Source organism: Acuticoccus kalidii (assembly GCF_021556395.1).
In the GTDB taxonomy this organism is placed as follows: domain Bacteria; phylum Pseudomonadota; class Alphaproteobacteria; order Rhizobiales; family Amorphaceae; genus Acuticoccus; species Acuticoccus kalidii.
Window position 1 is genome coordinate 47,956 of record NZ_JAKGCS010000010.1, and the last position, 15,517, is coordinate 63,472.

13 protein-coding genes are annotated in these 15,517 nt (G+C 63.4%); 5 read left to right on the top strand and 8 right to left on the bottom strand.

The features are described from left to right. Window positions 1-90: 90 nt before the first annotated feature. The 8 genes from L1787_RS06230 to L1787_RS06265 form a co-directional block, all read right to left on the bottom strand. On the bottom strand, window positions 91-486 hold the full coding sequence (locus L1787_RS06230; RefSeq protein WP_235707813.1) for a truncated hemoglobin: 396 nt from the start codon (window positions 484-486) through the stop codon (window positions 91-93). A 220-nt stretch (window positions 487-706) separates the two neighbouring features. Then, a complete protein-coding gene (locus tag L1787_RS06235) occupies window positions 707-1,537 on the bottom strand; it encodes a dipeptide ABC transporter ATP-binding protein (RefSeq protein ID WP_235707814.1) in 831 nt (276 codons plus the stop codon). After that, window positions 1,534-2,379, bottom strand: coding sequence for an ABC transporter ATP-binding protein (locus L1787_RS06240; protein ID WP_235707815.1), 846 nt, complete (start codon window positions 2,377-2,379; stop codon window positions 1,534-1,536). The genes L1787_RS06235 and L1787_RS06240 overlap by 4 nt, the downstream gene beginning before the upstream one ends. Before the next feature lie 41 nt (window positions 2,380-2,420). After that, entirely contained in the window at window positions 2,421-3,344 is a 924-nt protein-coding gene (locus L1787_RS06245) for an ABC transporter permease subunit (protein ID WP_235707816.1), read from the bottom strand. After that, window positions 3,341-4,348 (bottom strand): ABC transporter permease subunit, encoded by a 1,008-nt coding sequence (locus tag L1787_RS06250; RefSeq protein ID WP_235707817.1) that lies wholly within the window; start codon window positions 4,346-4,348, stop codon window positions 3,341-3,343. Before L1787_RS06250 ends, L1787_RS06245 begins: the two co-directional genes overlap by 4 nt. Window positions 4,349-4,403: 55 nt before the next feature. Beyond that, window positions 4,404-5,999 carry an ABC transporter substrate-binding protein gene (locus L1787_RS06255; protein WP_235707818.1) on the bottom strand — a complete coding sequence of 532 codons (1,596 nt, stop codon included), beginning with the start codon at window positions 5,997-5,999 and terminating at the stop codon, window positions 4,404-4,406. Between the two features lie 746 nt (window positions 6,000-6,745). Continuing rightward, a complete protein-coding gene (locus L1787_RS25965; protein ID WP_235707819.1) occupies window positions 6,746-7,846 on the bottom strand; it encodes a response regulator in 1,101 nt (366 codons plus the stop codon). Window positions 7,847-8,625: 779 nt separating this feature from the next. Beyond that, on the bottom strand, window positions 8,626-9,378 hold the full coding sequence (locus tag L1787_RS06265; protein ID WP_235707820.1) for a response regulator transcription factor: 753 nt from the start codon (window positions 9,376-9,378) through the stop codon (window positions 8,626-8,628). Window positions 9,379-9,880: 502 nt separating this feature from the next. On the opposite strand from L1787_RS06265, the gene L1787_RS06270 reads away from it, so the two are divergent. The 5 genes from L1787_RS06270 to kaiC are packed head-to-tail and all read left to right on the top strand — an operon-like array spanning window position 9,881 to window position 15,504. Next, a complete protein-coding gene (locus tag L1787_RS06270) occupies window positions 9,881-12,373 on the top strand; it encodes a sensor histidine kinase (RefSeq protein WP_235707821.1) in 2,493 nt (830 codons plus the stop codon). Further along, complete coding sequence (locus tag L1787_RS06275; RefSeq protein ID WP_235707822.1) at window positions 12,370-12,843, top strand: response regulator; 474 nt, start codon at window positions 12,370-12,372, stop codon at window positions 12,841-12,843. The genes L1787_RS06270 and L1787_RS06275 overlap by 4 nt, the downstream gene beginning before the upstream one ends. Next, the gene (locus L1787_RS06280) at window positions 12,840-13,673 is read left to right on the top strand and encodes a response regulator (RefSeq protein ID WP_235707823.1); all 834 of its coding nucleotides are present in this window, start codon (window positions 12,840-12,842) and stop codon (window positions 13,671-13,673) included. Before L1787_RS06275 ends, L1787_RS06280 begins: the two co-directional genes overlap by 4 nt. Then, window positions 13,670-13,972 carry a circadian clock protein KaiB gene (kaiB, locus tag L1787_RS06285; protein ID WP_235707824.1) on the top strand — a complete coding sequence of 101 codons (303 nt, stop codon included), beginning with the start codon at window positions 13,670-13,672 and terminating at the stop codon, window positions 13,970-13,972. The genes L1787_RS06280 and kaiB overlap by 4 nt, the downstream gene beginning before the upstream one ends. Continuing rightward, entirely contained in the window at window positions 13,969-15,504 is a 1,536-nt protein-coding gene (gene kaiC / locus L1787_RS06290; protein ID WP_235707825.1) for a circadian clock protein KaiC, read from the top strand. The genes kaiB and kaiC overlap by 4 nt, the downstream gene beginning before the upstream one ends. Window positions 15,505-15,517: the final 13 nt, after the last annotated feature.

Below are 15,517 nucleotides of genomic sequence, written 5' to 3' on the forward strand. Positions count from 1 at the left end.
CCGCCGCGGGTCGTTGGCGACGACGGTGGCGTTGCGCGTGGACGTGGTCAACACACGGTGGTGCGATGCTGGATTGCAGTATCGCGGAGATCAACCGTCGGGGGCGGCGCAGTCGCCGGCATTGCGGGAGAGGCCGCGGAGCGGCGAGGCGATGATTGCCCAACGGCGCGTCTCGAATTCGGCGAGGACGATGGCGGCGCTCGCCTCGTCGAGGTCGACATGGTCGAGCGCGGCTTTGAGGTGGGCGATCAGCTCGTCAAAATGGATTTCGGGGATGGCGACCGCGCGGGGCGCGGCGAACTCGTCCTCGTCATCGAGCGGGGCGCCGTCGAGGAGGGATGCAATATACTTCACCTGCCGCTCGACGAGGCGGCGCATGTTGGTCTCGGCGAAGTAGGGGCTCAATCTCGGTGAGCTGAGCACGAAATCGTAGAAGCAGAAGATCAGTCTAGAAAGCGTTTCCGGCTCACCATTGCGCAGGATCATCGTCGCGCCTGTCTCCGCCCGGTGCGAAGATCCCTGTTGAAAGGGTTATTGGTTCTGTGACCGGAGCATAGCACGAGATCTCACGCGCAATTGCCGAAAAAATGTCCACATTGCGGGAAAATCGTTCAAGGAATTTAACGGCGAGCGCAATCGAAAGGGACGCCGGTGCGGCCGTCGCGACATGCGGGGCGGCACCGGCGGATTGCGCGTCGGGCGGCCGTCAGGCGGCCGATTTCGCGGCGAGGCGCGCTCTGATGCTGTCGACGTCGGCGCGCGGCGTCGCGGCGAAGAGGATCTTCGTATAGTCGTGCTGCGGATCGTTGAAGATCGTATCCCGCGTGCCGTGTTCGACCACTTCGCCATAGTACATGACCATCACCTCGTCCGCGATATAGCGAACGACCGAAAGGTCGTGACTGACGAATATGTAGGTGAGGCCGAATTCGTCCTGCAAGTCGGTGAGAAGATTGAGGATCTGTGCCTGGACGGAGAGGTCGAGTGCCGACACCGGCTCGTCGAGGACGAGGAGCGAGGGGTTCAACATCAAGGCGCGCGCGATCGCGATACGCTGGCGCTGGCCGCCGGAGAACATATGCGGGTAGCGGTTATAATGCTCCGGCATCATGCCGACCTTGGTCAGCATGTCGTGCGCCTTCTCGCGCCGTGCGGCCGCGCTCATCGCGGTGTTGAGCTTCAGCGGCTCGGTCAGGATGTCGCCGACCTTCTGGCGCGGGTTCAACGAGCCATAGGGGTTCTGGAAGACGATCTGAACCTTGCCGCGCATCTCCCGCGTGATCGACCGGTTCGCGATGTCGACCTCGGTGCCGTCGATCAGCAACGTCCCGGTGGTCGGCGGGTCGATCATCGCGATGATGCGGGCAAGGGTCGACTTTCCGCAACCGCTCTCGCCGACGATCGCGAGCGTCTTGCCGCGCTCGACCGTCATCGAGATGCCCTTCAGCGCATGGACGGTGCGGGCGCGGGAGAACATCGACCCGCCGACATGATAGTCGCGCGTCACGTCGATCGTCTGGAGCGCGATGTCGCTCATGGCCGCGTCTCCGCAGCATCGTCCCGATAGTCGGCGATGGTGGGCAGGCGCCCGCCGGTCGCGTTTTCCGGCAGCGCCGACAGGAGCGCCTTGGTGTAGGCGTTCGCTGGGTTCTCAAAAAGGGTGAGGACGTCCGCCTCCTCCATCTTGCGGCCCTTATACTGGACGATCACCCGGTCCGCCGTCTCGGCGACGACGCCCATATCGTGGGTGATGAGGATGAGGCCCATCCCGCGCTCCTCCTGAAGGCGCATCAGAAGATCGAGGATCTGCTTCTGGATCGTGACGTCGAGCGCGGTCGTCGGCTCGTCGGCGATCAGGAGCTTCGGCTCGCACGCGATCGCGATCGCGATCATCACCCGCTGGCACTGCCCGCCCGACATCTGATGCGGATAGGATCGCAGACGGTATTCGGGCTCGGGAATGCCGACCGCCTCGAACAGCTCGATCGCCCGTTGGCGCCGCGCTTTGCCCTTGAGGCCGAGATGGCGCGACAGCACCTCCTCGATCTGAAAGCCGGCGGTAAAGCACGGGTTGAGGCTCGCGATCGGCTCCTGGAAGATCATCGCGATGTCTTTGCCGATGATCTGCCGGCGCGCCTTCGCGGGCATCGCGAGGAGGTCTTTGCCTTCAAAGCGCATCGCGTCGGCGGTGACGGTTGCCGTTGGGGGCAGGAGGCCCATCACGGCGAGCATCGCGACGGACTTGCCGGAGCCCGATTCCCCGACGATCGCGAGGACTTCGCCGTTCCCGACCGAATAGGACACCCGGTCGAGCGCGGTGAAGGGGCCGGCCGCCGTGTCGAACACCACCGACAGGTTTTCGATTTCGAGGAGCGCCATCAAAATGGGCTCCCGGTCTTGGCCAATGACATCGTCACGGATCAGCTCCGTTTCAGCTTCGGATCGAGCGCGTCGCGCAGCCCGTCCCCGATCAGGTTGATGGCGAGCACCGTGATGAGGATCGCAAGCCCCGGAAAGGTGACGACCCACCAGGCCCGCAAGATGAACTCGCGCGCCTCGGCGAGCATCGTGCCCCATTCCGGCGTCGGCGGCTGGGCGCCCATGCCAAGAAAGCCGAGCGCGGCCGCGTCAAGGATCGCCGTCGAGAAGGACAGCGTCGCCTGGACGATGAGCGGGGCGAGGCAGTTGGGCAGGATCGTCACGAACATGAGCCGCAGATTGCTCGCGCCGACGACCTTGGCGGAGGTCACATATTCCCGCCTCGCTTCGGCAAGGACGGCCGCCCGCGTCAGCCGCGCGAAGTGCGGTTGGAACACCACCGCGATCGCGATCATCGCGTTGACGAGCCCCGGCCCCAGGATCGCGACGAGCACGAGGGCGAGGAGGAGCGAGGGGAAGGCGAGGATGATGTCCATGATGCGCATCGCGAAGACATCGACCCAGCCGCGAAAATAGCCGGCGGCGAGCCCGATCAAGATTCCCCCGGTGACGGCGATCATCACGACCGCGACGCCGATGAAGAGCGAGAAGCGGGCACCATAAATGAGCCGCGAGAGGATGTCGCGGCCGAGGGCGTCGGTGCCGAGCAGGAAGGCGCTCGATCCGCCATCCACCCAGAAGGGCGGCTTGAGGAGGGAGTCGCGAAATTGCTCGTTCGGTGAATAGGGCGCGAGGAGCGGCGCGAAGATCGCCGTCAGCACCAGGAGCGTGAACACCACGAGGCCGATCACCGCGCCTCGGTTCTGGCTGAAATAGTGCCAGAATTCGCCGAACACGGCCGCGCGTGTGCGCCAGGGGGACAGCTCGCGGGCGGTTTCGGCGTCGGCTTCCAGACGGTCTGTCATCGGTGGCGGATCCTCGGATTGATGAGGCCGTACATGAGATCGACCACGAGATTGACGAGCATGATGATGCCGGCGATCAAAACGAGCCCGCCTTGGACGACCGGATAGTCGCGCCGGGAGATGGAATCGACCATCCACTTGCCGATGCCCGGCCAGGAGAAGATCGTCTCCGTCAGGATCGCCCCCGCCATCAGGACGCCGATCTGCAGGCCGATCGTCGTGATCACCGGGATCATCGCATTGCGCAGCGCGTGCAGGCCGATGACGCGGCCCGGCGACAGCCCCTTTGCCCGCGCGGTGCGCACATAGTCCTCCGCGAGCACCTCGAGCATCGCCGAGCGCGTCTGACGCGCGATGACGGCGAGCGGGATCGTGCCGAGCACGATCGTCGGCAAAATGAGGTGCGCGACGGCGGAGCGGAAGGCGCCGGGCTCGCCCGACAACAGCGAGTCGATCGTCATGAAGCCGGTGACGCTCGGGAAGAAGTACATCAGCGAGATGCGGCCCGACACGGGCGTCCACCCGAGGGTGCCGGAAAAGAGGATGATGAGGAGGAGGCCCCACCAGAAGATCGGCATCGAATAGCCGGTGAGGGCGATGCCCATCGTCGCCTGGTCGAACCAGGAGCCGCGCTTGACGGCCGCGAGGATGCCCGCCGGAATCCCGATCACGACGGCGAAGATGATGGCGCAGAGGCCGAGCTCGAGGGTTGCCGGAAAGAGGGTGAAGAACTCTTGGAGCACGGGCCGCTTGGTCGAGATCGAGTTGCCGAAATCGCCCTGGAGAAGGCCCATCACATAATGGAAATATTGCTCCCAGATCGGCCGGTCATAGCCGAATTGGACGAGGAGTTTCTGGTAGCGGTCCGGGTCCATGCCGCGCTCTCCGGCGAGGAGAAGCACGGGATCGCCCGGAAGAACGCGCACGAAGGCAAAGGCCACGATCGTGATCCCGATGAAGGTCGGGATGATGAGACCGAGCCGACTGATGAAGAATCGCAGCATTGGGTGTCACGGGAGGAGGGGGTGCCGAGGCACCCCCTCGCGGCCCATTCTGGGCTTATTGGGTGAGCTCGACGCCGTCGAACCAGTGGCCCCCGAGGGGGTCCATGACATAGCCCGAGACGTTCTTGCTCATCGGCATGAAGACCACCGAGTGGGCGATCGTCGCCCAAGGGGCCTGCTCCTTGAAGACGACTTGCGCCTGCTCGTAGAGCTCGGCCCGCGCCTCTTGATCGGAGAGGATTTTCGCCTCCTGGATCAGCGCCTCGAAGTCCTCGTTGCACCATTGGGCGCGGTTCGAGCCGCCGACGGCGTCGCAGCCGAGAAGGACGGCGAGGAAGTTGTCCGGGTCGCCATTGTCGCCCGTCCAGCCGAGGAGGACGGCGCCATCGCGATCGACGGCGGAGGAGCGGGCGAGATATTCGCCCCATTCGAAAGAGACGATCTCGGCGTTGACGCCGACCTCGGCGAAATCGGCTTGAATCACCTCAGCCATGCGGCGGGCGTTCGGGTTGTAGGGACGCTGCACGGGCATCGCCCAGATTTTCATCGACAGATCCGTGACGCCCTCTTCTTCGAGCATCGCCTTGGCCGCGTCCGGGTCATAGGGATCGTCGACGATCGCGTCGTTGTAGGACCACATGGTGGGCGGGATCGGGTTCTTCGCTGCAACGCCCGAGCCTTGGAAAACGGCGTCGAGGATGGCCTGTTTGTTGATCGCCATGTTCAACGCCTTGCGGACCTTCGGATTGTCGAAGGGCTCCTGCTGGGTGTTGTAGGCGAGATAGCCGACATTGAGACCTTGCTGCTCCATCACCTCGAGATTGGCGTTCTCTTGGAGGGCGGCGATGTCGGCCGGGGCCGGGTAGGGCATCACGTGGCATTCGCCGGCTTCGAGCTTCTGACGGCGCACGCCGGCGTCGACGGTGATCGAGAAGACGAGATTCTTGATCGGCTGCTCACCCTTCCAATAGTCGGGGAAGGCCTGATAGCGGATCGCCGCGTCCTGCTGATAGGCGACGAAGGAGAACGGGCCGGTGCCGACCGGCTGCTGGTTGAGCAGCTCCATCGTGCCGGCCTCTTCGAGCTGGTCGGCATACTCTTTGGAGAGGATGGAGGCGAAATCCATCGCCATGTTGGCGATGAAGGGGGCTTCGGGCCGGTTGAGGACGAATGTGACCGTGTAATCGTCGACCTTCTCGATGCTGTCGATCAGGTCCGGCATCGACATGCCGTTGAAGTATTCCCAGGAGATGCCCGGCGAATATTCATACCAAGGGCTGTCTTCGAGGCGCTGACGGTCGAAGGAGAAGATGACGTCGTCGGCGTTGAAGTCCCGCGTCGGGGTGAAATAATCCGTCGTGTGGAAGGGCACACCTTGGCGCAGGTGGAAGGTGTATTGCGTGCCGTCCTCGGAGACTTCCCAGCTTTCGGCGAGGCCGGGCTCGGTCTCCGACGTGCCGCGCTTGAACTCGACGAGGCGGTTATAGATCGGCTTGGAGGACGCGTCGAACGTGGTGCCGGCGGTGTAGGGGGCGGGGTCGAACCCTTCGGGCGAGCCTTCCGAGCAGTAGACCAGCGTTTGGGCGAACGCTGAACCCGACGCGGCGCATACGAACGCGGCGCTGGCTAAAAGCAATGATGCTCTGCGCATTGGTTTCTCATCCTTGAATGTTGCTCCCCGCCTTTCGATCCGCGTGATGCGCGGTGTCCCCGAAGCGGTTCGCGGCGAATGCAAACAGCAAACACGGCGCAGGTCAATCGAGGCGTGCGTGGGCATCGGCACGCAATTTTGCGTGAAGTGGCGCGTGGGATTGGATTCGCCCGCCATCGGCCCATTCGGCGGACCGGCGTAAGGGGCGCGCTCGGGCGATTTGGAGCGGCGCTTGTGGCCCCGGACCGAGGGTTGGCGAGCCGTCCTCCGGTGCGCGCGACCCGCTCTAGGTTGGCGGTATCGCTGGAGGTTTGGGCAATTCAGCGTTTGGCGCTGAGCGGTCGGGGAGCATGACGCAGCCCGCATTCCAGGCCATGATTGTCCTCGGCGAGCGTGTTCGCCGTGAGGGGCGGCCGCGTCCCTGACGGACTCGGGCGCGGCGTGTGAATGGCCTTTGGATATCCGATCCTGATATCGTTCCCAACGCCGCCGGCTTTCGGAACGAGTTCGGATAGGCTTGATCCGATCCTCTCGCCTTTCCCTCCCTTGCGATGATCTCCCAACCGGAAAGGCGACGAAAGATCGAGCGCTCGTCAGCGCAGAATGGGGCGGCGCACCGCGCACGCGCGTCGCCGCCATTCATCGTCCCGCTCATCGCCGCCGGCCGCCACCGCCGGTGCACATGGCCGCCCGGCTCGGGCACGCACCCCGGCCGAGCAGCCGACCAGCGGCGCCTGACGACACCTTCAATTGAGGGTGCTTTGAAAGGTCGAGCGGAGGGCCTGCCGGATCTTGGTCGCCATCTCGGCGCGCCGATAGGGCTTGGCGAGGATGATCGCGTCGGAAGAGAGCCCCGCCCGGGCGGCTTCTTCGGCGAAACCCGATGTGAAGACGATCGGCATGTTCGGCCGGCTGCGGCGCACAGCGTTGGCGAACTGGGCGCCGTTCATCCCGCCGGGGAGAAAGAGATCGGTGAAGATGAGGTCGACGTGCTCGGCGGCCTCCAAAATGTCGAGCGCCTGCGGACCGCTCGACGCCTCGATGACGTTGTAGCCCTGACTTGCGAGCACGTAGGCGGTGTAGTGGCGAACATAATCCTCGTCCTCGACGAGAAGGATCGTCTCACGCGGCGGGGCGGTGGGCCGGGTCGGGATGTCCTCCTCGGCGAGGAATGTCGGGAGCGCGATGGGGCGGCGGTCCTCGACTTCGGTTTCGGCTTCGATGGCGTAGATGGCGCCGGAGCGGATGAGATAACAGTCGCCGAAACCGACATCGTCCGTCGCCAATCGGGTTTTCGAGATGGCGAGGCGGGGATACACGGCGCCACTTTCGTCGAGCCCGATCCGGATCACGACATAGTCGCCACCGGGCACGACCGGGGCCGCGAGATTGGGTGGCGGCTCAATCCCCACGATGGCCATGTCGACGATGAATGTCCCCGTCGACCAGTCGCAGATCTCGCTTGCGTCGACCGACAAAGTGAGGAGCGCGCTGTCGCATTTGGCGGCCTGCTTGGCCGCGTGCCACAGGGGATCATTCCGGATCCCGTGCACCGTGATGTCACCATCGCAAAGGCGAGCCAGCAGGCTCTTCACCCCGTCGATAAAGAGGCTGAGGTCGGACACGTCCGGCAGGAGGCCGCGAAGGTTGGCCGTTGTGCCGTCAGTCTCGCCGGTGAGGGGCGTGGGCTCGGCCGCCTTGGAGATCGGCGACGGCGGGACGACGGCCATGGTCATCGGCGGCACGGCCGCGCGCGCCAAGAGGGCGTTGGTCTCTTCAATGGTGCGCATGAGAAGCGTGTTGATGCGCGAAAGATCTCGGGTGAGGTCGTCCTGAGCCGCGGGCACACTCAAACTCCATTTCTGACGCCTGGTCCCACCGAGTGGGCAAGAAGTGTGACTCGATCGAACCACCTCTTGCTCTGTTCGGCAGTGTCTCAATTGTGTATCGTGTAGGGAAATTGTTGTGGCGCGAGTGGTATTGGTCAATTAACGAGAAGATGATCGTGGTGATTTGCGTGCGATATTCAAAATAAAAAGCAAAAACCATGTACGCGTGTAAATGAATATTGGCATGAGCGTTCGTTTGTGATGCGAGGGTAGGGCGAGCCCGGCCGGCATTCCCCGTCGGGGCGGTCATCCGCCGGGTGTCAGTGCGATGCGGTGGTTCGGATACAATCTGCCGGCCGTTTCGATAAAGGCCGGCTTCGATCTCGGCCCCTTCGCGACATCATTCACTTCGCGATCGCGGTCGCTTCGCGACCAGGGCTGCCGACTTGGTCCGCTGTTGTGTGGTGTTCCGCCATGGGCGCTGGCGCTATGGAGCTGCTGCCGCAACAGGCGCCGCCAAGGGGCTCACATGGGCAATGCTGACTTGGGCGCTCCCGACGTCCGTCATGGTGACATCCAAAACGCCGACATCCAAGATGCGACATCCAAGACGCCGACAGCCATTCCCCCGGCATTCATGGCCCCGACACCCGTTGCCCGACATGCGTCGTACGTTGCGCGAAAAGGCGGTCCGATGGTGCCGGGCGGAGTGCCGATGGAGTGGGTGCGCGCGAGCGGTCGACCGGCGCGGTCTTCTTACCGGACCGGCACAGCGCGAGGCTTGCCGGCGCGATGCTTCAGTCGATGATGTAGCCGACGCGGTGGACGGTCCGAATGCCTTGGCGGCTGTCGAGCTTCAGCTTCTTGCGGATGCTTGAAACGTGGACGTCGATCCGCCGGTCCATCGGATCACGGTCGCACGGGCCGACGACATGATTAAACAGCTCGTCGCGCGTCAGAACGCTGCCGCGATTGCGCAGGAGGCAGGCGAGGGTGCGAAATTCCGAGTCGGACAGGTTCGCCTGCACGCCGCTCGCGTTCACGACCGCATGGCGCGACTCGTCGAGCATCCACTGACCGATGGACATCGGGCTTCCGCTCGGCGCGCTCACAGGGCCCCGATTGTCATAGAGGGCGCGGATGCGGGTGGCGTGGCGCTTCACACGCGCAATCAGCTCGCGGCTGTTGAAAGGCTTGGTGATGTAATCATCGGCGCCGACCTCGATGCCGATGATGCGGTCCGTCGAGTGGGACTTGCCGGACATGATCACGACGGCGGTGCTCGGCGTCGAGGCGAGCGAGCGGACAAGCTTCAACCCATCCTCGCCGGACAGCAAAAGATCGACGATCGCCAACGTGATTTCGCACCGGGCGAGCACAGCCTCAGCCTCGCGCAAGGAACCGGCGACTTCGACGGCGAAGCCTTCGCGCAGCAACATCATGCGGACCGTTTCCCGCACGTCGACATCGTCCTCGACGACGAGAATGCGGTCGAGCGACGGCTCGACAGGTGCATGCTCGTTGCGGAACTCGAGATTCGTCATCTGCATGGTGACATGCCGTCCTTCACCTTGCGCGGGTGCCACACCGGCCGATCCCAACCCATTCTCCGTATGCAATCTTAGAGAGAGGCCGATCAAAATACCAGCCCAGCGAGAGCAAATTGTGTAACTTGTCGCGGGGTGGCCGATGGGGTGCGTGAGAACGCCGGCCGAATGGGGAGAGGGGATCGCACGGATGCAATCATTGTTGGAATTCTGATTCCAATCCGCCTCATGACAAATGTCAAATTATGTGTAACTTGAGGTTGGGTCGCCCGCGACCTGACGTTAGGAGTGGCTTCGACTGACTGCCGATTTGCGCAGGTGACCTCCGACGATCTCACCGCTGGCAGCGTAACAATCCCGCGTTCTAATAAATGGCGACCTAATGTCTCTGACCCTTCGACTCATGCTTTCGATGATCGGTATCGTCATCATTACGGCGTGTGCCGTTGGTTTCTTGGTCTATTACAACGTATTCCGAGCAATTGTGCCGCAAACGGCCCTACGCGTGCAAGCCAACGTCGAACAGCTCGCCTCGCTGATGGAAATACGGACCCAGAGCGCCCGCAACGACGTGACGATGTTGAGCAACACCAACGTCGTCTCGGGATTCATCGATGCACAGGTGTCGGGCGGCTCCGACCGCCGGTTCAACCTCCCGAGCGAGATCTGGCGCAGCGCGCTCGTCGATCTCTTTATGGCCGAGATTGCCGCAAAGAGTGATTATTTGCAGCTTCGCCTCATCGACGCAGACGGGATGGAGATCGCCCGCGTGCAGCGCACGGTCGACGATCCGACACCGCGGATCGTCGAGAGGGGCGATCTTCAGAGCAAAGCCGGCCGCGACTATGTCGCCCAAACCCTCGCGCTCGACGTTGGCGCGATCTACGTTTCCAATCTCGATCTCAATCGCGAGCTCGGCGAAATCGAAGAGCCGTTCAGCCCGGTACTGCGGATCGCGACCCCGATCCACAGCGGCGGCGGCGAGGTCCTCGGCCTCATCATTCTCAATATCGACATGCGTCCGGCGCTCGACCGGCTGCGCGAGGCAAGGCCCGAAGACGGGGCGATCTACGTCATCAACGACGCCGGCGACTTCGTGCTGCATCCCGATCGCGCACAGGAGTTCGCCTTCGAGTTCGGCGCACCAATGCGGCTCATCGATGCCAACCCCGCGATCGCGCGCGCGCTCGGCGAGGCGGCGAAGGGGGGAGCGATCCTCGGCGAGGGGGTGGAGGAGGAGACGACGCTCGCCTGGGCGACGGCGCGCCTTGCCGGCGGGCCGACTTATCGCGTGATCGAAACGGTGCCGAGCCGCATCTTGCAGGCCGGAAGCGCCGTCGGCCGGCCGGCCATCGTGGGCGCAGTGCTGGGCGTTGCTCTCGCCGCGCTCGTCGCCGTGCTGATCGCCCGCGGGATCGCCCGGCCGATCGTCGCCCTCACGAACGCCGTTCGCGACACCCAGGCCGGGCGCACGGCGCAATTTCCCAACGGCACCAACGGCGAGATCGGTGTGTTGAGCCACGCCCTCCAACGCTTCATCGAACGCGAGCGCTGGCATTCGGCGATCATCGAGACGTCGAATGACGCGATCATCGCAACGCGCACCAACGGCGTCGTCACGCAATGGAACGCGAGCGCGGCCCGCCTTTTCGGGATTGAAGGCGCCGAGGCGGTGGGGCGAGATTTTCAAACGCTTCTATCCACCGAAAACAGCCTAGAGATGAGTAAGATCCGCCGGGAGGCGATCGAGAACGCCGAAGAAGGCGCCTGGGACGCCACAATCTTCAGAGGTGGCAGCGAGCTGGTGGACTTATCGGTGACGGCCTCTAAGGTTTTTGCCGAGGATGGCACGTTGCTCGGCGTTTCCTTGATTTGTCGCGACGTGACCGATCAGCGACAGGCCGAAGAAATGTTTAGACTTTCGGTTGAATTTTCGCCCGCCGGTATGTTGCTCGTCGATCGAAAAGGCACCATCGTGTTGGTAAACGGGGAGGTTGAACGACAATTCGGCTATGCCAAAGACGAGCTCGTTGGAGAATCGATCAACCGTCTGGTGCCGGACGAGGTGAGACCGGACCACCCCGACCTCATGGAGCGCTGGTATCTGAAGCCCGAACGTCGCCGGATCGGTGGCGACCGGGATCTCGTCGGCCGGCGCAAGAACGGCAGTGCGATCGACGTGGAAGTCGGCCTGACGCCGCTGCCCTCGCGCTCCGGGCTGATCGCGCTCGCCTCCGTCGTCGACATCACCGACAAGAAGGCCGCCGCACGGGCGCTCGAACTGAGGACGCGCGAGCTTGAGCAATCGAATGCCGACCTCGAGCAATTCGCCTACGTCGCATCGCACGACCTTCAGGAACCGCTGCGCATGGTCGCGAGCTTCACCCAGCTCTTCGCCGACCGCTATCAGGGCCAGATCGACGAGCGGGCCGACAAATATATCCATTTCATCGTCGACGGCGCGAAGCGGATGCAGCAATTGATCAACGATCTCCTCGTCTATTCGCGCGTCGGCTCGCGCGCCCAGTCGCTCGTCGCGACCGACCTCGACGATATCTGGCACCGGACCGTGCAACGCCTCGGCGTCGCGATCCGCGAAAGCGGGGCGACGATCGAGGCGGGGCCGTTGCCGTTCGTGATGGCCGATCCGGCGCAGATGTCGCGCCTTTTCCAAAATCTCCTCAGCAATGCGCTGAAATTTCGGAGCGACGCCGCGCCCGTGATCCGATTGGAGGCCGTTCGCGAAGGCGATGTCTGGCACTTCACCCTCACCGACAATGGCATCGGCTTCGAGGTCAACGAGGCGGAGCGCATCTTCGAAATGTTCCAGCGCCTTCATGAACGGGGCCGTTATGATGGAACGGGCCTCGGTCTCGCGATCTGCAAGCGGATCGTCGACTATCATCGCGGCCGGATATGGGCCGACTCCACTCCCGGCAAGGGCAGTGTGTTCCACTTCACGCTCAACAGCGTCGAAGCGCGCGAGGTGGCGGCATGAGCGTATCCGATCTTGAGGTCCAACAGCGCCCCTTGCGCGTGCTTCTCGTCGAGGACAATCCGGCCGACGCGGAGCTGACGCGCGAGGCGTTCGAGCGGAACGGAATGGAGATCGACCTGTCCGTCGTCGCGGACGGGGTGCAGGCGCTCGATTATCTCCACAAGCGCGGGCCCTTCGTGCGCGTCCGGCGGCCCGATCTCATCGTCCTCGATCTCAACGTGCCGCGCCTTCACGGCAAGGATGTTCTCGCGATCACCAAGGGGGAGGCGAACCTGCGCGTCGTACCGATCGTGGTGCTTACCTCGTCCGCCGCCGAAAAGGACATCGTCGAGAGCTATGCGCTCGGCGCGAATTGTTATGTGACGAAGCCGCTCGACCTCTACGATTTCCGAAAGATCGTGAGTGCGCTGGAGTTCTTCTGGTTCAACATCGTGCGTCTTCCCGGATATGACGACGGTGAGGAAAAATGACGGGATCGCCGATCTCGACGCGCGTTCTCCTGCTGATCGAGGACAACGAGGCCGACGCGGAGCTGGTCTCGGCCTATCTCAGCGAGAGCATGCGCGAGCAGTATGAGGTGCACCATGTGGTGAGCCTCAAGGGCGCGCTCGAGGCGCTGCAGTCGCTCGCGGTGGACGTCATTCTCCTCGATCTTCGTCTACCGGACAGCGTCGCCAGCGAAAGCGTCGGCAAGATCCGCGGCGAGATCGGTGACGTCCCGATCCTGGTGCTGACCGGGATGAGTGACGAGGAGCTCGCGCTCGATTGCATCAATGCCGGTGCGCAGGATTATCTCTTCAAAAACGAGCTGCATCCGAACGCGCTGCGCCGTGCGATCGGCTATGCGATCACCCGCAAGCGCGAGGCCGAGCTGCGCGAGTTGCGCGAGACGATGGCGCGCTATCGCAGCCTCGCCTCCGATGCGGCCGAGACCTCGGTGACGGCGGGTGTGTTCGGCCTCGGCCCCGTCAAAGCCCGCCTGCCGGCCGAATTCGACGATTGCGTCGGCTCCTATGGCCGCCTCTTGCGCACATACGTCAATCAGCTCCTCGCCGACGCGCCCAAGCCGCGCGACTCGATGGAGCTCCTGGTGACACGCCTCGGCGATCTCGGCGCGGGTCCGCGCGATGTCATCGACGTCCACACGGCGGCGCTCGACGAGGCCGCCGAAGAAGTCAATATCAAACGACACCATTCATTGATTGTCGAAGGTCGATTGTTTGCGCTGGAGATGATGGGTCTTCTCGTCGACTACTATCGAATCGGGCATCGGCGCCGCTTTCAGGGAACTATTCCATGAGCTACCGGCTACGCCTCTATGTCACGGGACGAACAGCGCACTCCCAACGCGCCATAAGGAACTTGCAGGAAATCTGCGAAAACGAGCTGCGTGACCGATACCAGATCGAAGTCATCGACGTTCTGGAGAATCCGCGGCTCGCCGAAAATGAAAAGATCATGGCAACACCGACGCTCGTGCGGCGCCTGCCCGAGCCGGTGCGAAAGATCATCGGGGATTTGAGCGACCGAGAGAAGGTGCTTCTCGGATTGGATATCGTTCCGGCCCCCATTCATGACCCGGAACGCGGAGTAGAATGATGGTCGACACGCAGCCCCCGGAGCTTCCGCGCCTTGCGACGGGAATCCCGGGATTTGACGAGATCGCCAATGGCGGGCTGCCACGCGGACGCTCCTCGCTCATCGCGGGGACCGCGGGCAGCGGCAAAACCGTCCTCGCGATGCAATTCCTTCTCGCCGGCATGCGTTGGTATGAGCAGAACGGCGTCTTCGTGACCTTCGAGGAGACGCCGGACGATCTGATGCTGAACGTCGCCTCGTTCGGCTGGGATCTCGAACAGCTCGTCAAGGACAACCGGCTCGCCGTCGTCGATGCGACGGCCGATCCGGGGGAGGAGCTGTGGCAGACGGGCGCCTTCGACCTGTCGGCCCTCATGGCGCGGATCGAAGCGGCCGTGCGCAGTGTCGGCGCGAGGCGGGTGATCCTCGACGCTGTCGGTGCGCTCTTTCCTCAGTTCACCGACGCGAATGTCGTCCGGCGCGAGTTGCACCGGATCCTCGCGGGCCTGCGCCGCCTCGACGTGACGACCATCGTCAACATGGAGCGGACGGACGAGGAGGGGGGCGTCGGCCGCTTCGGCGTCGAGGAATTCGTCGCCGACAATGTTCTCGTCGTGCGCAATCGACTGGAAAACGAGAAGCGCAGGCGGACGATCGAGATCCTCAAATTTCGCGGCGCGACACACCAGAAGGGCGAATATCCCTTCACGATCGACGCGGCGGAGGGGGTGACGGTCATTCCGCTCTCGGCGACCGAGCTTCATCAGAAATCGTCCGCCGTGCGCGTCTCGTCCGGCGTGGCCGAGCTCGACCGTATGTGCGGCGGCGGGATGTACCGCGATTCGATCATCCTCGTGAGCGGCGCGACCGGCACCGGCAAGACGCTCATGGTGACGGAATATGTCAAAGCGGCGATCAACGCGGGCGAAAGGGTTATCCTCTTCGGCGCCGAGGAAAGCCGCGAGCAGTTGACGCGCAACGCGATCGCGTGGGGCGTCGATTTCGAGCAGGCCGAGAAAGACGGGCTCCTGCGCATCATCTGCCGCTATCCGGAGGTGATGGGCCTCGAGGACCATCTCATCCAGATGAAGCGGGACATCCAGGCGTTCAAACCGCACCGGGTCGCGATCGATTCGATGTCGGCCTATGAGCGCGTGTCGACGCCGAAATCCTTTCGCGAGTTCGTCATCGGTCTCACGAGCTATATCAAGCTCCTTGAGACGACGGGCCTTTTTACCAACACGACGTCGATGCTGGTCGGCGGCGAATCGATCACCGAGACGCATATCTCGACGATCACGGACACCATCATTCTTCTGCGTTATGTCGAACTCGCCGGCGAGATGCGGCGCGGGCTCGCGGTCCTCAAGATGCGAGGAACGTGGCACGAAAAGGAGATCCGCGAGTACATGATCGACGGGAACGGGATGCATATCAAATCGGCGTTCCGTGGTGTTTCGGGCATCCTGTCCGGGATGCCGACCTACAGTTTCTCCTCCGAAGCGGAGCGGCTCGAACGGTTGTTCGACCGGCCCCGCGGCGGGGAACCCTAAGAGCGATGCGGGC